The 19,118-nt window shown below is 73.2% G+C and carries 18 protein-coding genes; 8 read left to right on the top strand and 10 right to left on the bottom strand.

The genetic code is table 11. The annotated features are described in order from the left end of the window. Nucleotides 1–121: 121 nt before the first annotated feature. A complete protein-coding gene (locus ACIGG8_RS04305) occupies nucleotides 122–364 on the bottom strand; it encodes a DUF1918 domain-containing protein (RefSeq protein ID WP_396545663.1) in 243 nt (80 codons plus the stop codon). 415 nt (nucleotides 365–779) lie between these two features. Here ACIGG8_RS04305 and ACIGG8_RS04300 point away from each other — a divergent pair, with 415 nt between their 5' ends. Next, nucleotides 780–1,397 carry a hypothetical protein gene (locus ACIGG8_RS04300; protein WP_396545661.1) on the top strand — a complete coding sequence of 206 codons (618 nt, stop codon included), beginning with the start codon at nucleotides 780–782 and terminating at the stop codon, nucleotides 1,395–1,397. A 378-nt stretch (nucleotides 1,398–1,775) separates the two neighbouring features. Here ACIGG8_RS04300 and ACIGG8_RS04295 read toward each other — a convergent pair whose 3' ends face one another. The 3 genes from ACIGG8_RS04295 to ACIGG8_RS04285 are packed head-to-tail and all read right to left on the bottom strand — an operon-like array spanning nucleotide 1,776 to nucleotide 5,221. Beyond that, nucleotides 1,776–2,771, bottom strand: a complete 996-nt coding sequence (locus ACIGG8_RS04295; protein ID WP_396545659.1) for a hypothetical protein — start codon at nucleotides 2,769–2,771, stop codon at nucleotides 1,776–1,778. Next, nucleotides 2,771–4,897 (bottom strand): DUF6571 family protein, encoded by a 2,127-nt coding sequence (locus ACIGG8_RS04290; RefSeq protein WP_396545657.1) that lies wholly within the window; start codon nucleotides 4,895–4,897, stop codon nucleotides 2,771–2,773. The genes ACIGG8_RS04295 and ACIGG8_RS04290 overlap by 1 nt, the downstream gene beginning before the upstream one ends. A gap of 3 nt (nucleotides 4,898–4,900) precedes the next feature. Further along, on the bottom strand, nucleotides 4,901–5,221 hold the full coding sequence (locus ACIGG8_RS04285) for a hypothetical protein (RefSeq protein WP_396545655.1): 321 nt from the start codon (nucleotides 5,219–5,221) through the stop codon (nucleotides 4,901–4,903). Nucleotides 5,222–6,083: 862 nt separating this feature from the next. Between ACIGG8_RS04285 and ACIGG8_RS04280 the strand changes: the two genes are divergently transcribed. Further along, nucleotides 6,084–7,250 carry an alanine--tRNA ligase-related protein gene (locus ACIGG8_RS04280; RefSeq protein WP_396545653.1) on the top strand — a complete coding sequence of 389 codons (1,167 nt, stop codon included), beginning with the start codon at nucleotides 6,084–6,086 and terminating at the stop codon, nucleotides 7,248–7,250. 190 nt (nucleotides 7,251–7,440) lie between these two features. Here ACIGG8_RS04280 and ACIGG8_RS04275 read toward each other — a convergent pair whose 3' ends face one another. Then, complete coding sequence (locus ACIGG8_RS04275) at nucleotides 7,441–7,752, bottom strand: hypothetical protein (protein WP_396545651.1); 312 nt, start codon at nucleotides 7,750–7,752, stop codon at nucleotides 7,441–7,443. Between the two features lie 223 nt (nucleotides 7,753–7,975). Between ACIGG8_RS04275 and ACIGG8_RS04270 the strand changes: the two genes are divergently transcribed. Further along, a complete protein-coding gene (locus ACIGG8_RS04270; RefSeq protein ID WP_396545649.1) occupies nucleotides 7,976–10,132 on the top strand; it encodes a WD40 repeat domain-containing protein in 2,157 nt (718 codons plus the stop codon). Nucleotides 10,133–10,247: 115 nt separating this feature from the next. On the opposite strand, the gene ACIGG8_RS04265 is transcribed toward ACIGG8_RS04270, so the two are convergent. Continuing rightward, the gene (locus ACIGG8_RS04265; protein ID WP_396545647.1) at nucleotides 10,248–10,883 is read right to left on the bottom strand and encodes a dihydrofolate reductase family protein; all 636 of its coding nucleotides are present in this window, start codon (nucleotides 10,881–10,883) and stop codon (nucleotides 10,248–10,250) included. A 141-nt stretch (nucleotides 10,884–11,024) separates the two neighbouring features. Beyond that, nucleotides 11,025–11,762: an alpha/beta fold hydrolase gene (locus tag ACIGG8_RS04260; RefSeq protein WP_396545645.1), complete on the bottom strand. Its 738-nt coding sequence runs from the start codon at nucleotides 11,760–11,762 to the stop codon at nucleotides 11,025–11,027. Nucleotides 11,763–11,918: 156 nt separating this feature from the next. Here ACIGG8_RS04260 and ACIGG8_RS04255 point away from each other — a divergent pair, with 156 nt between their 5' ends. The 4 genes from ACIGG8_RS04255 to ACIGG8_RS04240 all read left to right on the top strand — a co-directional run bounded on the left by ACIGG8_RS04255 (nucleotide 11,919) and on the right by ACIGG8_RS04240 (nucleotide 14,125). After that, entirely contained in the window at nucleotides 11,919–12,383 is a 465-nt protein-coding gene (locus ACIGG8_RS04255; protein ID WP_396545643.1) for an SRPBCC family protein, read from the top strand. A 56-nt stretch (nucleotides 12,384–12,439) separates the two neighbouring features. Further along, nucleotides 12,440–12,937 carry a TIGR00725 family protein gene (locus ACIGG8_RS04250; RefSeq protein ID WP_396545641.1) on the top strand — a complete coding sequence of 166 codons (498 nt, stop codon included), beginning with the start codon at nucleotides 12,440–12,442 and terminating at the stop codon, nucleotides 12,935–12,937. A 171-nt stretch (nucleotides 12,938–13,108) separates the two neighbouring features. Then, nucleotides 13,109–13,708 carry a GNAT family N-acetyltransferase gene (locus ACIGG8_RS04245; RefSeq protein WP_396545639.1) on the top strand — a complete coding sequence of 200 codons (600 nt, stop codon included), beginning with the start codon at nucleotides 13,109–13,111 and terminating at the stop codon, nucleotides 13,706–13,708. Nucleotides 13,709–13,714: 6 nt separating this feature from the next. Next, nucleotides 13,715–14,125, top strand: a complete 411-nt coding sequence (locus ACIGG8_RS04240) for a TetR/AcrR family transcriptional regulator C-terminal domain-containing protein (RefSeq protein ID WP_396545764.1) — start codon at nucleotides 13,715–13,717, stop codon at nucleotides 14,123–14,125. A gap of 113 nt (nucleotides 14,126–14,238) precedes the next feature. Here ACIGG8_RS04240 and ACIGG8_RS04235 read toward each other — a convergent pair whose 3' ends face one another. Continuing rightward, on the bottom strand, nucleotides 14,239–14,628 hold the full coding sequence (locus ACIGG8_RS04235) for a peptidoglycan-binding protein (RefSeq protein WP_396545637.1): 390 nt from the start codon (nucleotides 14,626–14,628) through the stop codon (nucleotides 14,239–14,241). A 756-nt stretch (nucleotides 14,629–15,384) separates the two neighbouring features. Here ACIGG8_RS04235 and ACIGG8_RS04230 point away from each other — a divergent pair. Beyond that, a complete protein-coding gene (locus ACIGG8_RS04230; RefSeq protein WP_396545635.1) occupies nucleotides 15,385–17,337 on the top strand; it encodes an ABC transporter ATP-binding protein in 1,953 nt (650 codons plus the stop codon). Nucleotides 17,338–17,426: 89 nt separating this feature from the next. Here ACIGG8_RS04230 and ACIGG8_RS04225 read toward each other — a convergent pair whose 3' ends face one another. Both ACIGG8_RS04225 and ACIGG8_RS04220 read right to left on the bottom strand, forming a co-directional pair. Then, nucleotides 17,427–18,335 (bottom strand): glutathione synthase, encoded by a 909-nt coding sequence (locus ACIGG8_RS04225; protein ID WP_396545633.1) that lies wholly within the window; start codon nucleotides 18,333–18,335, stop codon nucleotides 17,427–17,429. Next, the gene (locus tag ACIGG8_RS04220; protein ID WP_396545631.1) at nucleotides 18,332–19,111 is read right to left on the bottom strand and encodes a hypothetical protein; all 780 of its coding nucleotides are present in this window, start codon (nucleotides 19,109–19,111) and stop codon (nucleotides 18,332–18,334) included. The genes ACIGG8_RS04225 and ACIGG8_RS04220 overlap by 4 nt, the downstream gene beginning before the upstream one ends. Nucleotides 19,112–19,118: the final 7 nt, after the last annotated feature.

The following is a 19,118-nucleotide window of genomic DNA, read 5'->3' as shown; positions in this document are numbered from 1 at the left end:
CCCGGGCGTCGGCGACCCGTCCGTGCCGTCGCCATTTCGTCGAGGCCGTGACCAGGGCGGCCTCGGCGCCGGGCAGCCCACGGGTGCACGGATCGGCCGAGACGGTCACGAGGGCAGCCCGTCAGTCGGCGAACAGGTGCGGGTTCGGCAGGATGCGCTCCGGGGCCGCGGGTTCGTGGTCGAAGTGGTGGATCTGTGCGTCCGGCCCGGGGAAGTACTCGGTGACCCTGCCGTCGTCGGACCAGCGGATGTCGTACGGCGGGCTGCCGTCCGCGTGGTGCAGGCCGACGATCTCGCCGTCTCTGCGGGCCGCCCCCGGTCGGGTGCCCTGGACGATGATTCGGTCCCCCACGGCGGCTTTCATGTGCGCCTCCCTGGCTCGGTACGAGGCCCGGGCGCGTGGCCCCGGCTGTCCGTAGTCCCATCGCACCACCGAACGCGGGTTGCAGCAGGGGCCGGATGGTCCCCGGAGCTGGGCCCGGTCGGCCCCTGGGCACGACTTTGCCCCTTCGACGACGATGCGCGCGGACGAACCCGGTTCGCCGCCCGTGACGGGACATCCTGCGGCCCCGTGGGACCGCTCCCGGGGCTCGTCCGCGCTCGTCCTCGACCGGCGGGGCTGCCCGCGAAGGTGGCGGCCCCGCCGGTCGAGGACGAGCGACCCTGACATGTGGCCCGCTCGGGTCCGGAACCGGGGCCGTCGGACCCTCGGAGGCCGGCGGCGGACCCGGAAGACTGGTCGGCGAGACAGAGTCGCTCCGGCACCGAGGAGGCGTGTCATGTCCGCCGCAGCCGCCATGCACCGGCAGCCCGCCTCGCGCACGACCCTGCGCGGGCACCTCCGCCGGGCCGTCGGACGGGACCACAACCCGCTCTGCCGACCGGTCGACCGGGCGTACAGCCGCCTGGTGGCTACGGCGGCGCTGCTGGCGTTGACCTCCTTCGTCCTGGCGGCGGTGGCGGCCCTGATCGTCCACCACGCGGAAACGGCCGCCGCCCAGGACGCCGCCCGCCACCAGCACCTCGTCACCGCCGTCACCACGGGTCCGGCCGAGTCGGTCGATCCCCGGGCGGGCAGCGTGCGGGAACAGGCGCAGGCCCGCTGGACGTACCCGGCGGGGCCCGGAGCCGGCACCGTTCCCGTGCCGGAGGGCACGCCGACGGGGACCGCCGTTCCGGTCAGGCTGGGCGATGCCGGACAGCCGGTCGGCGCGCCCAGGTCGGGCGAACTGATCGCCACGGACGCCGTCCTGGCGGGCCTGGGCACGGTCTTCGTGCTCGGCCTCGGAACGGAGGGCGGGTTCGTGCTGCGCCGCCGTCGGCTGGACCGCCGGGCCGAGCGCAGCTGGGAGTCCGCCTGGGAGCGGGTGGAGCCGGGCTGGTCCGGGCGGCGGTGAGGGAGCCGGCTCCGAGGGCCCTCGGCGCTCAGGGGAGCCGGCGAGCCAAGTACGGGTCGCCGCTCGGCGGCAGCGGCAGCGTTCGAGGAGCTCGGACGGCGAGCCCGCACTGTCCTCGAACCCGGCTTCGGCGAGGGCTACTTCGACCGTTCGGGTCCGGCCCGAGGCGGACCCCAGCAGGTCGAGCACGCCTGCGCGGGGACATCCCCGGGCACGTTCGGGAACGTCGTGATGACCGGCCCGTTGGCGCGGCCGGATGCCCGGCGTCGGGAGACCCCGCTCGCGCCGCTTCCCCTGCTCGATTCCGACGGAACCGAGCAGGGGAAGCGGCGCGGAAGGCGCAGTCAGGCCCGGGACCGGCCGGCCGGGGCGGGGAGGCTACGGGGTGAGGGCCTTCTTCGCTTCCTGCCGTCCGGTGTCGGTGGTGTTCAACGCCCGGTCTCCGAGGACGCCGAGCTTCTGCTCGTCCAGGTTCGCGCCCGAGGACGCGGACCAGCGGTTGAGCAGGCAGACGGTCTGGCTCTGGAGCTGGACGAGGCCGCTCGCGCTGGCGGGGTCGATCCGGTCGAGGCAGCCGGCCGTCAGGTGGCCGGCCGGGTCGGTGGCGTAGTCCGGCACCGGGTCGGCCTTGGAGGACCGAAGGCGGCTCAGCGCGTCCTTCTGCCAGGCCTGCGCGGAGTCGGTGCCGCGTTCGCGCAGCACGTCGGCGGCGATGCCGTCGTAGGCCCCGGCGGGCATGGCGGCGAGCCCGACCTGGTCCTCGATCTGGGCGTCGGGCGGGTTCGGTTTGACGGTGGCGAGGCCGGCGGCGGCCTGTCGCTGGTCGGCGGCGCGCAGCAGGCCGTAGGCGGCCGGGTCCTCCGAGAGGCCACGCAGTGCCGGGACCAGTTCCCGTTGCCGGACGGCGAAGTGGACGCCCTGGTCGTCCTGCCAGGCGTCGCTGCTCGGCTCGGCGTGCGCGTTGTAGGGGTCGTTGACGAGAGTCAGGACGGCGTGGGTGTCGGCGGCGTAGTCGGCGAGGGCTTCGGCGAGGGGACGGCGGACGTCCGGGTGGACGTGGTGGTCCTTGCTGTCCGAGAGCGCGAGGACGACGGCGCGCATGGCGCGCGCCTGCTCCAGGGTGTGCACGCCGGGCTGGTCGCCCGTGGTGGCCCGGTGCAGGCGATCGGCCAGGTCGGTGCACGGCAGGTCGGAGCGCCAGGCGGCGCCGAGTACCGTGCGGACGCGGTCGTCGGCGCGCAGTCCGGCGCAGTCGCGGTCGGGGTCGTCCCGGCCGAGCGTCCACCAGAGGCCCAGGCCGGCAGCGGCCGCCACCGCCAGGGCGGCGATGACGACGGTGACGGCGGTGCGGCGGGAGGTGCGGGCGGCGGCCATCAGGCGTTGCCCCGGCCGAGGTAGCGTCCGGCGACGTCGCTGCTGCGGTTGCGGGTGTTCAGGACGTCGTCCTGCAGCCCGTTGATCATGTGGTCCTCCGGGCTGATGCCGCGGTCCCGGGCCCAGATGCCCACCAGGTCGGACATCTGCCTGGTGCCGTCCAGGTAGGTGTCCGAGATCTTGGCGTTGGCCTCGGAGTTGTTCTGGTCCTTCTCGTTCAGGCTGACCTCGTAGGTCCAGGTGTCGACCAGGCGCTGGGCCGCGTCGCCGACCACCGGGATCGGGGTGATGGGCGCGCCGACCGTGTGGTAGAGGATCTTGGCCTTCCAGTCGGCCTGGGCGTTCTTGTCGTCGCGCATGTCCATCGCCGCGTCGGCGCGGATGGCGTCGTAGACGCCGAGCGCGGCTGCGCCCTTGCCCATCACGTCCTTCACCGCGTCACGGTCGGGGTGGGGGCCGAGGGTCGCGAGGTCCTGAGCGATCTGCCCGGTCTCCGCCTGGTGCAGCGCGCCGTAGGCGGCCGGGTCGTCCGAGAGGCCGCGCATGACTCGGACCAGACTGTCCTGGCCGACGGCCATCCGGACGGAGTCGCCGTCCTTCCAGACCGAGTCGTGTCCGGTGTGGGCGCCGTAGACGTCGTTGCGCCCGTTGAGCAGCTCGTGGGTGTCCCCGACGTAGTCGGCGAGGGCGTGGGCGAGCGGTTGGCGCAGGGTGTCCTTGATCTTGTCGCCGCCCTGGCCCTCGTCCAGGGTGACGATGGTGTCGTGCATGACCCGGGCCTGCGCCTCGGTGTGCTTGCCGTCGTGGGGGCTGCCGGCCGGCTCGCCGGTGGTGGCGGCCTCGATCGCGGCGGCCAGACCGCTCTGCGCGAGCGGGTCCGGCACCTTGACCGTGGTGTAGCCGGTGAGGTAGCCGTCCGGCCAGTGCCGTTCCTTCATCAGGTAGTGCAGGCGCTTGTTGGCGCCGTCCGCGCCCGGGTCCAGGTACGCCGTCGCGGCCTCCGGCTGGCGCCCCATCACGGTCAGGACGTTGTCGAGCGGGTCGGCGCCGAGCGCGGTGCCGTTGTGGTTGGCCTTGTAGCTCCACCGGTCCGGGTGTTCCTTCTCGCTGGCGGTGATGTCGTCGGCGAGGTCGGTGAGGAAGGGCGTGGAGTACTTCGCGTTGCCCTTGGTCATCATGGTGGTGAGGATCTGGTACCCGAACACCGGCTCGGTGCCGGAGCCGAAGTCCTTGTCGCCGGCGGCCTTCATGCCCTCGCGCCACTTCTTGTAGAAGTCGCTGTTCGGGTCCTGGGTGGCGGAGGCGAGCGCACGGGTCAGGTCCGTCCGCAGCCCCGGGTAGGACGCCTTCTTCCCACCGTCGTCTCCGGGATCGTCGAGCTGCTGCGCGAGCTTCAGCATGCCGTCGGGGCCGATTTTGTCCAGTAGCGTCTGCGAGAACTGCGGGCTGTCGGCGTTCGCCTTCATCAGGTTCGCCAGTTGGTCCCGCTCCTCCGGGCTGAGGCTGTCGATCCGGGTGGCGAGCGCGGCCGCGCGCTGCGCGTCGGCGGCGTCGCCTCCGCCGACCGCCTGGCCGTTGAAGGTGTTGTCCGGGCTGCCCGCCTTCGACGCGCTGCGCAGGGCGGTCGCGGCCCGCTTGTCGGCATCGGTGGCCGCCTGCAGACCGGCCTCGATGGCCTTGGTCCACTTGGCCGCGGCCTCGTTGTAGGCGTCCTGGGTCTCGCGGTCGTGGTGCAGGGCCTCCAGGGTCGCCTTGTCCATCGTGCTGGTGTCCAGGACGGCCACACCGGTGCCGGTGACCTTGAACCCGGCCTTGACGGCACCGTCCGCGGCGTCGCGGACTTGCTTCTGGGCGGCCTCGAAGTCCGCCTTCGCGTCGTCCAGCAGCGACGCCATGGCGTTCGCCTCGACCTGGGCGTCCGTTATCTGCCCCTTGGTGAGGATCAGTTGGAAGTTCGCCATGCTGGCGGTACCGCCGGTCCACAGCCCGTTACGGGTCACCGAGAGCACCTTCTGATCGAAGTCGGTTTCCATGGTGTGGAACTTCTGCGCCATCTCGCGCCATTTGGTGGCCGCCGCGCTCAGCGTGGCGGGGTTCGCCTTGAGAACGTCCTCGTATCCCAGCACGGCTCAGTTCTCCTTCAGCTTCAGGGCGTCGGCGATGGAGGTGTTGGTGCTGTGGTAGTTCAGAGTGGTCTGCTCCATCGCCGCACTGTTCTGGTGCAGCCTTCCCGTCAGCTGGCTCACTTGCTCGTGCCACTCGGTGAGCGCGGCCCGCAGCGCTCCTGCGGTGTCCCAGCCGCTGTGCGCCGTCGCAGCGGCGTTGGTCGATTCGTCGGCGACCCCGCCGACGGTCGGGTTGTTCAGCGCCATCCCGTTCAACGCCGCCACTGCGCCGTTCATGGCCTGGCTGTTGAGACTGAACTGCCCGTTGGCTGCAGGCGTACTCACGTCTGGTTTCCCCCATCGACGACTACATCGTGCGGGGCGTCGACTCCGCGGCACGGCCACGGCGAGGTCGTGCCTGCGCCGCGCGGTCGACCTGCGCCGCGAGGTCGTGGCCTGCACTCATCGGGACCAACCGTCCTTGTCGGACTCGGTCCAGCGCTGACGCCCCATCGAAGCGATCATACAAAGACCGACTGTCAACGAAGTCGTTCGATATCCACCCTTCTCCGCCCGTTTCGGCTGAGCGCGCCGCCCTGCAGCGCGCCGCCGGGGCCCCGCGTCACGTACAAGGGCCTGGTCGTTGCCGGAGAGCCGATCGACCGACGGGGCCGCGCGTGATCACTGGCGCACGACCTGTGAGGTTGACGACCTGGAGCGGGCACCGGATCGACGGCTGACCGGTCGTACCCGCCGGCCCGCCCGCCTGCCGGTGCGGGGCGCGTCGCGCTGCCCCGCACCGGTGCGTGTGGACCGCGGCCGACAGGTGCCGGCTCGTTGGCGAAAGCCGGGCAGCGGCAGGGCTCCTGCTGCCGCCGGCCGACGTGCACGGGCCGGGTGCCGTGGGTGACGCGCCGCTGCGGAGTCCTCGCGGCTGCCCGGGCGGCGTCCGGCGGAAAACCGGGTGCGCCGCGCAGACCGGCCGCACTACCCTGGGTGCCATGAACGTCACCGGCCTCGACACCACCACCGCGACCGCGCGAGCGACCAGCTCGCCGGTTGCCGCCGCCTGACGTCATTCCCGACTCCCCCCGGCGACCGGACACGGTCCGCCGGCGGTGGCCCGGAGGTGTTTTCCTCCCCGGTTCCGACGATCGCGTGGGCCCGTTGTCCGGCGCCTCCCCGTCACACGCGAAGGAGCCACCCCGTGGACACGGACCAGATCGTCCGCACGTTCGTCGAGTACTTCGAGGACCGCGGCCACCGCCGGATCACCGGCTCGACCCTGCTGCCGCCGCCCGGCGACCCCGTGCTGTTCACCACCTCGGGCATGCACCCGCTCACCCCGTACCTGGAAGGACGCCCGCACCCCCTGGGCCGTCGGCTGGTCAACGTGCAGCGCTGCCTGCGCACCACCGACCTCGACGAGGTCGGCGACGCCACCCACCTGACCGTCTTCGAGATGCTCGGCACCTGGTCGCTCGGCGACTACGAGGGCCCGCAGAGCCTCGACTGGGGCTACGGCCTGCTCACCGAGGGCTTCGGCGTCGATCCCGGGCTGCTGCACGCCACGGTCTTCGGCCGCGACGACCGGACGGGCCCCGACACCGCCTCCCTGGAGCTGTGGCAGGGCCACGGGGTGCCGGTGGAACTCACCGTCGAGGACAACTGGTGGTCCAACGGGCCGACCGGCCCGTGCGGCCCCGACTCGGAGATCTTCCTGTGGACCGGCGACACCCCGCCCGAGTCGACACCCACCGGTGACGACCGCTGGGTCGAGGTCTGGAACCACGTGATGATGCGCCACCGACGGCTCGACGACGGCTCCCTGGTGTCCCTCCCGCAACGCAACGTCGACACCGGACTCGGCCTGGAACGGCTGGCCTCGCTGCTCCAGGGCCGACGGTCGGTGTTCGACTGCGACGTCTTCGACCCCTGGCGCCGGACGGTGCCCACCCTGTGGCAGCTGGACGAACCGTCACTGCGGCTGGTCTGCGACCACCTGCGCTCGGCCGTCGTGGTGATCGGCGACGGCGTGCTCCCGTCCAACACCGGCCGCGGCTACGTGCTGCGCCGGCTCGTCCGACGGGTGCTCACCGTCCTGCGCCGCGACCACCCGCAGGGCGGTCTCGTCGACCTGCCCGGCGAGCTGATCCGGCACACCCTCGACCACTTCCGCCAGGAGGGGGACCAGGACGTCGTGCGCCGGGTGCTGCTCGACGAGGAGCGCCGGTTCGGCCGCCTCCTGGAGCGCGGCCGCCAGGTGCTGGCCCGCCCCCGGTTCCGCGGCCCGCTGACCGAGGAGGACCTCCACTACCTCCACGACACCCACGGCCTCCCGCGCGACCTCGTCCTGAACCTGCGGCCGCAGTGACGGGCTCGGTCCGCGCCGACGGGGTCCGCCCCCCGCCGGCCCGGGCCGGGCTGCACCACCGGTAGGTGACCGCCACCGGACGGGTGGCGGTCACCTCGCGCTCGACCACGCCGTTGCGTTCCAGCCGGCGCAGCGTCCCGTGGCCGGCGGGCGGCCCTCCCGCACTCTCGGGCCCTCCGGTACGGCCCCGTCAGACTGCGGAGAGGTGCAGCGTGAACGGTGCACCGTTGGACCTCGGCGTCCAGCCGTCCGACAGCGCGGCCCGGATGCCGGCGGCGACTTCGCGCGGCAGGACGAGCTCAGCGGGCACTAGGCTCGGTTCGAAGACGGCCCGCCGACCGGTCTCCACGACCAGCGTCGTTCCGGGCGAGGCCGCGTCCTCCACCCGGTAGCCCAGGGTGACGCCGTCGTAGCTGCAGCACCAGTGCTTCCTGCTCACTCGCCAGCGGTACTCGACGCCGTCGACGACGATGCGGCGGGAACCCTTCTTCGCCAGTGCCACCTTTCCCCTTCCCCTTGTGCCCTCGGCCTTCGACCGGCCGAGGATGTCCGTCACCAGTCTCCCGGCACCGCACGCGTGTGTCACCGGGTTTGGCCCGGAGCTCAGGAGGCCGGCCTGCCGGTTCGGCGGACCGGGCGGGGCGGGTGTGGTTAGGGTGCCGGTCATGGCCGGTGAGTTCCCGGGTGATGGTCCGGGTCGTGACGTTGTGTCGGTGGATGGCCGGTTGGCCGATCCGGAGTGGCTGGTGAACGGCGACCCGGAACAGGTCGTGGCGGCCCTGGACGGCGCTGTGGGACGGGAGGAAGCCGCGGCGGCGGCCGTGTACCGGGCGTCAGGGCATCTGCACCGTGAATCCGGTGCGCAGCTGCGACGGCAGGTGCTGGCGCTGGACGCCGCCCGGTACGGACACCGGGAGTTGGCGCGGGGCATCGCCGCGGTGGCGGTCGGCGGGGACACCGGTGATCCGTGGGTCGTGCAGTGGGCGACCGGTACCGGCCTGGACTCCCGGCTGCGGTACGCGTTGCCCGCACCCGCCACGGTGGGTGCGGTGGCGACCGTGGTCGTGGCGGACCGCGGGCTCGCCGTCGCCGGCTGCGAGGACGGCACACTGCACTGGTGGGACCTCGCCACCGGCCGGAAGCTCGGCTCGGCCGCAGTCGGCGACAGCGGCGCGGCCGCAGCCGGTGACAGCGGCGCTGTGCGGGCACTCGTGACGACGGTCCTGGACGGCCGTCCGGTCGCCGTCACCGCGCACTCCGGCGGGTCGGTCCGGGTGTGGGCCCTCGTCGCGGGAGAGGGTGGAGGCGAGCCGGTCGTCCTGTACCCGGGTGAGGGCGGCTCCTGGATCAACTCGCTCGCCACCGTGCCGATCGAGGGCCGGCCGGTGGTGGTCGGCGGCAGCGTCGACGGGAGGGTACGGGTGTGGGACCCGGCCGCCCCTGCCGGCCGCGGAGAACTGCTGAGCATACGCACCGGCACCGTACGCGCGCTGGCGACGGCGGTGGTGGACGGCCGTCCCGTCGTCGTCACCGGCCACGGCTGGGGAACCGTCCGGCGGTGGGACCTGCTCACGGGACGGGAGTTCGGCGCGGGGAGCGACCCGGTCGGGGAGTCCCACGCCCGCACCGATCCGTCGTCCGACCCCGGCCCCGGCCCCGACGCCGACTTCGACGCCGATTCCGACATCGCCGACGGCGGCGGTCGCCAGTGCGCCACCATGGAGATCAACGCCATGACGCACGTCGTGGCGACGGACCCGGCGTTCGAGTCCCCGCTGGCCGTCAGCGCCAACGCCTACGAGACCTGCATCCGGGACCTGGCCACGGGAGAGCAGGTGGGTGAGCCCGGGCCGGGGTTCGTGGAGGCGGCGGCCGTGAGCGTGCTGCGGGGGCGCCCCGTCGCCCTCCTCGCAGGCAGCGGCGGGCCGGTCCACGTGTGGGACCTGTCCGCCTCCCGGCACCTGCGCCCGCCGCTGATCGGCCACCGTGGGACGGTGCGGGCAGCGGCGACGGCCGTGGTGAAGGACCGTCACTTCGCCGTGACCGGAGGCGACGACGAATCGGTCCGTGTCTGGGACCTCGACGGCGAGAGGGACGAGCGGGTCGGGAGCGGGGCGGGCCGCAGGCCGGCCGGTCATACCGGGCCCGTGCACCGGGTCACCACGGCCGTCGTGGACGGCCGCTCCGTCATCGTGACCGGCGCTGAGGACGGAACGGTCCGGGTCTGGGACCTCGACGGCGGGGAACAGCTCGGGGAGCCCCTGGCCGGCCACACCGCCGCCGTGAGCCAGGTGACGGTGGCGACGGTCGAGGGGCGGCCCGTCCTCCTCACGCGCGACCGGACGAGGACGGTGCGGGTCCTGGATCTCACGACCCGGGAGGAACTGCACGGGCGGTCGACGCAGGAGTACTCCAGCTCGTTCATCGACTTCTTCGGCGCGGTGGAGGACCGCTTCGTCGCCGTGACCTGGGAAGGACGCGTGTGGGACCTGACCGCGAGCGCATGGATCGGCGTGCAGCCGAAGCAGCGCTGCGCCCTGGCCCTGGAATCACTCGCAGGCCGCCATGTCATCCTGACCGGGTGCGCGGGCGAACCGGTCCACCTGTGGGACATGGTCACGGGTGACCGGATCGGTCCGTCCTTCGTGGGACTGACCGGCCGGGTGCGGGCGGGGGCGGCAGGGATGCTGGACGGCCGCCCCGTCGTCGCCGCGGGAGGGGACGACGGCACCGCGCGGGTGTGGGACGCCACCACGGGACGGCAGATCGGCGCATACGCGTTCCCCGCCGATGTCCGTGGACTGGCCGTGACCCCCGACGGGCGGCTGGTGGTCGCCTTCGGCACGGACATCACGGTCCTGGCCCACCGCGTCCGGAGGTGACAGCAGCCCTCCGGCCGCCCGCCCCGGCCGCCCGTCCGCGGCTCCTTGCGGCCCTTCGGTCTCGACGACCTCCAGGCTGCGCAGGGGCCCCGGTGACGGGTCCGCGGACCGCTACTCAGCCCTCGTCTCCGAGGCCTCGGTCGGGTGCGCTCATGTCGCCGGTGCGGGGGGTGCCGTCGGCGAGTCCGTAACGCAGGCGCACGGTGCCCTGGGGGCCGGCTGCCGGGGGCTGGAGGAGGGTGAGGTTGGTGGGCACCGCGCCGCCGTCGAACACCTTCTTCCCGACGCCCAGCGTGATCGCGTGCACCCAGAGGTCGAGGCGGTCGAAGAGCTTCTCGCGCAGGAGGGTCTGGACGAGGTCGAGGCTACCGACGACCTTCACCTGTTCGTGCCGGTCCCGGATCTCGCGCACCGCGGCGGGCAGATCCGGACCGAGCTGCGTGGAGCCGGCCCACGGGAGGTCGGGCGTGCCGCGGGAGGCCACGTACTTCGGCACCCGGTTGAACAACTCGGCGATCTCGCCGTCCTTCTGGTGCGGCCAGTAGGCGGCGAAGATGTCGTACGTCCGCCGCCCGAGCAGCAGGGCGTCCGTGCCCTCGTACGCTGCGAGGATCTGCGCCCCGGTGACCTCGTCGATCAGCGGCGCCTGCCAGCCACCGAAGGGGAACCCCACCGGGTCCTCGTCGGGGCCGCCGGGCGCCTGCCCGACGAGGTCGAGGGTGGTGAACAGCTCGATGTCGATGAGGCCCATGGCCGACTCCCGTGCGTGGGTCGATTGTCTCCGTCAAGAGATAGACCCGCCGTGGCCCGAAAACTCATCGCCACGACGGATTCGGGTTTCCCCACCCGGACGGACGACCCCGGACACCGCACCGCCGTACCGATCCCGCCGTTACACGGGCTTCGTGTGCTCTGCGGGCTCCTCGGGCTTCGTGGGCCCGACGCGCAGCAGTGCGTCCGCGAGTTGTCGGGGGCGGCTGAGTGCGGCCAGGTGACCGCCGGGGATCTCCTCGATCTCCAGGCCCAGCCGGTCACGGGCGATCCTGCGCTGGAACTCCAGCGGGAAGAAGCGGTCGTCCCGCCCCTGGAGGAACCGCGTCGGTACGTCCGGCCAGCGGGTCAGTGGCCACGGCTGCGCGAACAGCGCGGAGGGCGGCTGCGAGGCGCCCAGGGCGAACGCCTCCTCGGTGACCTCGGGCGGGACGTCGTGGAAGAAGTCGGCCCGCAGGTCGAACTCGGGATCGGCGCCACGCCCGGTGGCGGCCGCGTGGTCCGACCGGGCCTCGGCCTGGCCGGTGTTCTCCCACCACTGCCCGGCCGTCTCCCCGGGCGCCGGGACCATCGCGTTGAGCAGCACCAGCTCGGCGACCGGCACCGACAGCCGCCCGCACACCAGCGGAGCCGAGAAGCCCCCGAGCGACTGCGCCACCAGGACCAGCGGCCCGCTGAGCGCGGCACGCCGTTCCACCGCTGAGACGACGGCCTGCGCCGTCTCCTCCAGACCGGCGGAATCGTCGCTCGGCAGGTCCATCGTGACCACGTCGTGCCCCCGGGCCCGCAGCTCGGGCTCCAGCCGGTGCCAGAACCAGGCCCGGCCGTCGGCACCGGGAACGAGCGTGAAGGTCGCCATCCTCGTCCTCCCTCTGCGGGTTGCCGCCCACGTTTCCTCTCCGCGCCCTCCGACGCCAGCGGGTGGCACTGACACTCCGCGCCCGGGAGGCGAGGGCCGGGGCCCTCTGGAATCCTGACGGCGAAGCAACCGCCGGGAACCCCGCGAGGAGCCGTCATGTCCGGACAGTTCGAAGCCGCTGTGGAGGTCGACTGCCCCGTCGAGGAGGTCTTCGCGTACCTCGCCGACGGTCGCCACGACCCCGAGTTCAGCCCTCGGGTCCTTGAGATCACGAAGACTCCGGACGGCCCGACCGCCGTCGGGACGGTCTTCCGGAGCACGGTGAAGGACGCCGGGATGAAGACCGCCCGCCAGTTCCGCATCACCACCCTGGACGCGCCGCGCACGATCTGCTGGAGCGAGCAGAGCAAGAACCTCATCACGGCCGAGGGCGGCTACGACCTCGAAGCGCTGCCGGACGGCCGTACCCGGGTCCGGATCTTCAACGTGCTCGAAGGCCACGGACTCGGCAAGCTTCTGCTCGGCGCGGCCCTCCGCGCCGCCCGCAAGGACGCCCCCGACTTCGGCGGCCGGATCAAGACCGCCGTCGAGCGGTCCTGTGCCACGCGGAAGGGCCAGTGACGCGGTGACCCGCGTCCGGCCCGCCGGCCGTGCCGCCACCTTGATAAGGAGCGGTGATGACCCAGGTGATGACCCAGCCGGCGGTCCAGGTGGCGGTGTGCGGGCCCGCGGAGTGCAGTGCGGCCGAGGCGGCGGCGGCCCGGGAGGTGGGTGCCCTGCTGGCGCGCTCGGGTGCGGTCGTGCTCTGCGGGGGCTACGGCGGTGTCATGGCGGCCGCCGCGCAGGGAGCGGCAGGGGCGGGTGGCCTCGTCATCGGCATCCTGTCGGGCGCGGACCGGTCCGGGGCTTCGCCCCACCTGACGGCTGCCGTCGCGACCGGCATGGGCCAGGCCCGGAACAGCGTCCTGGTCGGTTCCGCGGACGCGGTCGTGGTCGTCGGCGGGTCATGGGGAACGCTCTCCGAGGTGGCGATGGCCGTACGGCAGGGCGGCAAGCCGGTGGTGGGGCTGGGTACCTGGCAGATCGTCGATGCGCGGGGCGTAGCCGTCCCGGGCGTCGTCGTGGCGGACGATCCTGCCACCGCCGTGGCGCTCGCCCTGGAAGGCCGCGACTGACCCGCCGGGGCCTGCACCGCGAGCCCGGTGAGGTTCCTCCGGCAGTTGACGGCGCACCGCCCGGCGCCGGTGACGGCGTTGATCGGATGTCTACGCGCGCCTGGTGCACTGTGAGCCGCGGTCCCACCGGCCGCAATCACCGATCACCCACCACGTCGTCAGGGCTCGACCATGATTCCCACGCAGATACATCCGCTCACGACACTCCCGGTGCTGGAGACCGCGCGCTTCCGCCTTCGGGACCACCGTGCCGACGACCTCGACGCCATGCGCCCGGTCTGGGGCGACGAGGACGGGATGCGCCACCTCTCGACGGGTGTCATGGACGACACCCGGATCCGGCGCAGGCTCGACGAGGCCGTGGCGACCGCCGCCGCGGTACCGCGCCGCCACTACCAGCTGGCCGCGTGTCTCCGGGGTGACGACCGTCCCGTCGGCGGCATCCGCCTCGACGTCGAGGACGCCAGCACCGGGTACTCCGGCGTCTTCACCATGGCCCGGCACCTGCGCGGCTCCGGCTGCGCGCCCGACATCGGCTGGCTGATGCTCAAGCTCGCCTTCGCCGAACTCGGCCTCACCCGGGTGTGGAGCATGACGTCCGTGGCGAACACCGACGCGGTCCGCGCGATCACCCGCTTCGGCTTCACCCCCACCGGCGAGACCGAGCGCTACTTCGCCGAGGCCGGCACGACCATGCGCCTGGTGACCATGGAGGTCCTTGCGGACACCTGGCGCGCGATGCCCGTCCCGACCGGCCCCGGCCCCGCCTGACTCCGGCTGACCCGGTCCGCGGTCGCCTACCGTCGCATGCTGCTGGCGCACCCGAACGCGGTGCCCCTCCTGGCCACGCACCCGGTCGACCCCGCCACGGCCGTCCCGGTCCTGGCCGGGCTGCTGGAGAGCCTCACCGCCGCGGGCGTCGACCAGGACGACGCACTGATCCGGATCCAGTCCGTCGGGGTCTTCACGCTGGGCCACGCCCTGGCCCAGGTGGGAGCATGCCCGGGCGCCGCCGATGCAGATGCGGATGCGGATGCGGACGCGGATGCCGACGATGCCGCCGGCGCTGACACCGATGCCGCCGACGCCGGGCAGGACCCTGACACGCTCGACTGCTACCAGCGGTGGTTCGACGTCGGCCTGCACGCGCTGGTGACCGGCTTCGACCGCCGCGACGCGCCCGCGTAGCGGAGGCCGGACAGCGGAAAACGGGGCCCGTACCGCGCGAACGGTACGGGCCCCGTTCCTCACCCGGGTTCCACCGGGGTCAAGGGCGACTCACGACCAGGCGGTCGGGTGGGTCAGGGCTTGGTCGGGAGGACCGAGTAGCAGTACGGGTCGCTCAGGTGGAGGTGGGCCCAGTACAGCAGGTCGCCGGTCTGGGGGCCGACGACCCCGTCGGGGTCGAGGTGCTGGGCGATCTGGTAGGCCTTCAGCACCCGCAGGGTCTCGTCACCGAACTGCCCGTCCACGTCCAGGGCCATCTCGGGGTGCGGCATGCCGCTGCGGTTGGAGGTCCAGTGGTTGAGCGCGAGCTGGACGCACGTCACGGCCGAGCCGCGGTTGCCGTAGCGGACGTAGCTCGCGCCGGGCTGGGCGCTCGCCGCCGTGGCGCCGATGCCCACCAGCAGGAGGGCGGCGGAGACGGTGGCCGCGCCCCTGCGCAGGGCCGCCTTGGTGTTCAGCTTCATGGTGCGTTTCCCAACTTCTCGTACAGGTGTGGCGAGCGCCGGACCGCGGGACCGACGCATCGTCAACCGTAGGCGCAGGCAAACCCGTCGAACGCCCGTGAGACGCGGCCGGAGCCGTCCCACGGCTGTCTCACGGTGCTGGTCTGGGCTTTGGGAGAGCCGGAGGCGGCACTTTGGAGACGATCCGCCGGCTCCCACCGCGCGCGGGCCGGGGTTTCGCCCGCTCCACCGGGGTTCGACCGGGTGCCGGACGGGCCCGATCCGGCCGCCGACCAGTCGATCGGGTGAATCGGGCGACGGCCGCGCGCCGGGCGACGTCCTCGCCCCCGAACGCCCCTGCCACCGCCTCGTACCCCGCGCCGCCGAGGCTCTCGAACGCGCGCTCGCCGCCTGCGCACTGGGCTCCGACGCACCCGCCGGGCGTGTCCTCGCCCGGCCGGTGACTGCCCCGGGCTGGGCCTGAGCCTGCCCGGAAAGTCCCTCTTTGCCCCGGGATCGCCTGGAGGTAATCCACTTGAACGCCGCATTCGAACAGCACCATCATCGGACGCCGCTGACCCGAAACGCCGTGGCCAACTCACCTGGGAACAAGGCTATTTGAAGCTTTTTTCGGGCCCGGTTCGGCGCTTCCGCACGTCCGCGCACCGCTCTGCCTGCTCCTGCCCGCTCTGACCGCTCTGACCGTTCTGCGTCTGGAGGATCTGTGGCCTGTCACCCCGCCCCGGAGGCCCGCGTGCCGCACGAGGAGGCGCACGCATGAGCGCCGCGACGACGTCGGCCGAGAGTGCCGACGAGGAACTGCAGTGGCTCGCCGACGGGCGCCGCATCGAGGCGATCGAGGCGATCAGCGTCAGCGCGATGGCCCGCCGCCTGCCCGCGCTCGTCGTCCGCGCCTTCCGCCTCGGCTGGGGCATCGACCGCGCCTCCGTCGCGCTGCTCCTGGCCTGCCAGGCCGTGTCCGCCGTGCTCGGCGCGGCCGGTCTGCTCGCGACCACCGGCACGATCTCGGCCCTGTTCGGTCCCGGCCGGGTGGGTGACAAGCTCGCCCACGCAGCGCCGTCGATCCTCCTGATCGCGACGGCGGCCGGCGCCCGTTCGCTGCTCGGCATCACCATCCGGACCATCACCGTCCACCTGTCGCCGCGCATCTCCCGGGCGGCGGAGGCCGCGGTGCTGCGTGCCACGGTCGCGGCCGAGCTGACCGCCTACGACCACGCGGGCTACAACGACGAGCTGGAGGCCGCCGACCGCGGCGCCGAGGTGTGCGTCGACATCGTCGGGGAGGCGCAGAACCTGCTGGCCTCGCTCGGCTCCCTCGTCGGCGCGGCCGGCGTGCTCACCGTGCTCCACCCGGCCCTTCTCCCCCTGCTGGTGGCGGCCGCGCTCCCCCAGGGGATCGCCTCGGTGCACGCCGCCCGGGTCCAGTTCCTGGCCAACCGGGCGGCGGTCGGCGACCGCCGGATCATGGCGAACCTGCGCTGGTACATCCACCTCAAGCGCAACGCCGACCAGGTCCGCTCCGACACGATGGGCGGCTTCCTGCTCGACAAGTACGAGCAGGTCGGCCGACGGCTCGACGCCACGTCGCGGCGGGCGGCGATGCAGAGCGCCCGGGTGTCGGTGATCGGGGCCGCCGCGTCCGGCCTCGGCACCGCGCTGGTGTGGGCGGCGATGCTGTGGCTGGTCGGCACCGGCCGGATGAGCCTGCCGCGCGGCGGTGCGGCGGTGTTCGCGCTCGGCGCGGTCGGCACGAGCCTGCGCGGCATCGTCGGCTACGGCGCGGACCTCTTCCGCACCGGCATGTACCTGGACGACTGGTCGAGCTTCCTGGACACCGCCGGCGGCCACCGGCCGAAACGCGGCACCGAAACGCCGCCCCCGCCCGGGCGGATCAGCGTGGAGGACCTCAGCTACGCCTACCCGGCCTCCGAGCGGAAGGCCCTCGACGGAGTGAACCTGCACGTGGACCGCGGTGAGATCCTGGCCCTGGTCGGCGAGAACGGCTCCGGCAAGACCACGCTCTCCAAGCTCCTGGCGGGGCTCTACCTGCCCGACGGCGGATCGGTGCGGTGGGACTCGCGCGACACCCGCGACCTGGATCCGCACGCCCTGTGGCGGCAGGTCGCGGTCGTTCCCCAGGACTACGCGCGCTGGCCGCTGACCTGCCGGGAGAACATCACGCTGGGCCAGCCCACCCGCGACGGCGACGAGGCGGTGATGCGCGCCGCCGAGGCCTCCGGCGCGGCCGACGTCGTCGCCAAGCTCCGCCGCGGCCTGTCCACCCTGCTGGCGGTGGAGTGGATGGGCGGCGAGGAACTGTCCGGCGGCCAGTGGCAACGCCTGGCCATCGCCCGGGCCTTCCACCGCGAGGCCGGGCTGCTCGTCCTGGACGAGCCCACGGCGGCCCTGGACCCGCGGGCCGAGCACCGGATCTTCCGGAACCTGCGCGCCGTCGCGCGGGAGCGGGCGGTCGTCCTGGTCACCCACCGGCTCACCAACGTGGCCGTCGCCGACCGGATCGTCGTCCTCGAAGACGGCAGGGTCCTCCAGGAGGGCACGTTCGCCGAGCTGGTGGCCGACGAGGGCGGCCGGTTCAGGGAGTTGTGGGACCTCCAGAACGAACGGACCGGTATCCCCGCCCAGCGGACCCCGGCTGCGGAGCAGAACGAGCAGGCGGACGAGGAGGCGGACGAGGAGGCCGGCCCGTGACCGACCACCGGTTCGCGCAACGGGAGGACGCGGCACCGCGGACGGCGTCGGCGTCGGCGTCGGCGTCGGTGTCGATGTCGATGTCGGGGTCAGCGGAGGGCGAGGGCGATGGCGCGGGCGATGGGTTGGCCGGTGTGGGACTCGAAGTAGGTGAAGGCCGGGCTGGGGTTGACCTCGAAGCAGTAGACGTCGCCGTCGTCGGTGAGCATCAGGTCGATGCCGGCCAGGTCCAGGCCCAGGGCGTCGGCCAGGCGCAGGCACCGGTGGGCCAGGTCGTCGGGCGGCTGCCAGGGGGAGAGTTCGGCGCGGCCGCCGTCCTGGTGGGCGTAGCGGTAGTCGACGCGGTCGGTGGTGATGCGGGTGGCGAACACCTCGTCGCCCACGGTGTGCACGCGGATGTTGGTGCCGCGGACGCGCTGCTGGAACTGGACCGGGCAGGAGCGGATGAGGGGCAGTCGGGCGGTTGCTTCCCGGTCGAGGGCGTGCACGACGGACCGTTGGCAGCTGATCGACTTGTAGACCAGCTCGCCGTGGCGCTCCCCGAAGTCATGGACCAGTTCGGGGTCGTTGGTGACCAGTGTCTCCGGTACCAGGAAGCCGGTCCGGCGGATCAGTTGGGCCTGGTGGGGCTTGGAGGCGTTCGACGCCGACGCGGCCGCCCGGTTCATCACCCGGCCGGGAGCGACTTCGATCCAGGTGCTCAACGCCTCGTGCCAGGCCCGGCACCGCTGCAGGACGTCCTCGTCCGGGCGGCGGGCCTCGGGGAGCCGCCGCCAGTCCATCAGCCGGGCGTAGATGCCGGTCACCTCGGCGCAGTCGACGGTTCCGCCGTCCGCCGTCAGCCGGCCCCGTACGCCCGTGCCGGTGGCCTCCAGCTCGAACGGCAGCTCCAGGAAGCGTCGTTGGTGGAGGACGGTGTAGGGCAGGCCCAGCTCGTCGAGCGCGGCGGTGACCCGGGCGATCGGCGTCTCGCTCGCGATGCCGCAGACGGCGATCATCGGGCTGCCCCGGTGAGGGCGGGGAAGGCAGGGAGGGCGGGGAGCGCGGTGAGGTGGTCGAGCAGGCGGTCGAGAAACGGCTCGCCGCCGGAGCGGAGGTCGGGCAGCGGGCTCGCGCCGTCGAAGACCGGGTGCTGTCCGCCGTCCCGGTGCAGGTCGAGCCCGAGCAGGTCGGTACCGGCGAGCCGTGCGAGGCGTACGCACGCCTCCTCGTCCTCGGCGGAGAGTGAGGCCGAGAGCGAGGGTGCGCCGAAGACCCGATCGCCGAGCACCAGGACACCGTCCGAGTCAGGAACGGCGGCCCGGTCCGGCTCGGGGCCGGGGCTGCTGGAGATCCGCGCCGGCGGCACCGGCAGTCCCGCCCTCGCCGCGAGCACCGTCCACTCCGCCGTCGAGCGCCAGGCTCCGCACAGCCCGGTCGCACAGGGCCGGTTGACCGCGACCGGGGCGAGGCAGGTGAGCAGGCTGAGCAGCAGGGCGCTCAACTCCTCCTGGGCGTACAGGGCATCGCCGTGCGTGTCGAAGGGCAGTAGCCCGAAGGGCGCCGCGGCCACCCGGTTGAGCACGCCCGAGACCTCCCGGCTGTCGAGGAGGCGGCCGTCCGGCAGGACGATCTCGAAGCCCGCCCCGTGCCGGCCGACGCGGTGCGCCGACCGGGTGGAGCCGAGCAGCGCCTGCGGGGAGAGCAGTTCCAGCGGCTCCAGTCCGCGTTCGCGCAGTCCCTCGTGGGCCCACAGCGCCGCCCGGTCGGCGGGGTCGCTGAGCACCAGCCACATGCGGGGC

This window comes from Kitasatospora sp. NPDC085464 (assembly GCF_044541955.1).
Lineage (GTDB): Bacteria > Actinomycetota > Actinomycetes > Streptomycetales > Streptomycetaceae > Kitasatospora.
This window is presented reverse-complemented; position numbering and strand designations above follow the sequence as displayed.

Excerpts from the sequence above, each read along its gene's own strand:
- ACIGG8_RS04305 (WP_396545663.1), bottom strand. The coding sequence starts at position 364 with ATGAAAGCCGCCGTGGGGGACCGAATCATCGTCCAGGGCACCCGACCG.
- ACIGG8_RS04300 (WP_396545661.1), top strand. The coding sequence starts at position 780 with ATGTCCGCCGCAGCCGCCATGCACCGGCAGCCCGCCTCGCGCACGACC.
- ACIGG8_RS04295 (WP_396545659.1), bottom strand. The coding sequence starts at position 2,771 with ATGGCCGCCGCCCGCACCTCCCGCCGCACCGCCGTCACCGTCGTCATC.
- ACIGG8_RS04265 (WP_396545647.1), bottom strand. The coding sequence starts at position 10,883 with ATGGGCCTCATCGACATCGAGCTGTTCACCACCCTCGACCTCGTCGGG.
- ACIGG8_RS04260 (WP_396545645.1), bottom strand. The coding sequence starts at position 11,762 with ATGGCGACCTTCACGCTCGTTCCCGGTGCCGACGGCCGGGCCTGGTTC.
- ACIGG8_RS04255 (WP_396545643.1), top strand. The coding sequence starts at position 11,919 with ATGTCCGGACAGTTCGAAGCCGCTGTGGAGGTCGACTGCCCCGTCGAG.
- ACIGG8_RS04250 (WP_396545641.1), top strand. The coding sequence starts at position 12,440 with ATGACCCAGGTGATGACCCAGCCGGCGGTCCAGGTGGCGGTGTGCGGG.
- ACIGG8_RS04245 (WP_396545639.1), top strand. The coding sequence starts at position 13,109 with ATGATTCCCACGCAGATACATCCGCTCACGACACTCCCGGTGCTGGAG.
- ACIGG8_RS04235 (WP_396545637.1), bottom strand. The coding sequence starts at position 14,628 with ATGAAGCTGAACACCAAGGCGGCCCTGCGCAGGGGCGCGGCCACCGTC.
- ACIGG8_RS04230 (WP_396545635.1), top strand. The coding sequence starts at position 15,385 with ATGAGCGCCGCGACGACGTCGGCCGAGAGTGCCGACGAGGAACTGCAG.
- ACIGG8_RS04225 (WP_396545633.1), bottom strand. The coding sequence starts at position 18,335 with ATGATCGCCGTCTGCGGCATCGCGAGCGAGACGCCGATCGCCCGGGTC.
- ACIGG8_RS04220 (WP_396545631.1), bottom strand. The coding sequence starts at position 19,111 with ATGTGGCTGGTGCTCAGCGACCCCGCCGACCGGGCGGCGCTGTGGGCC.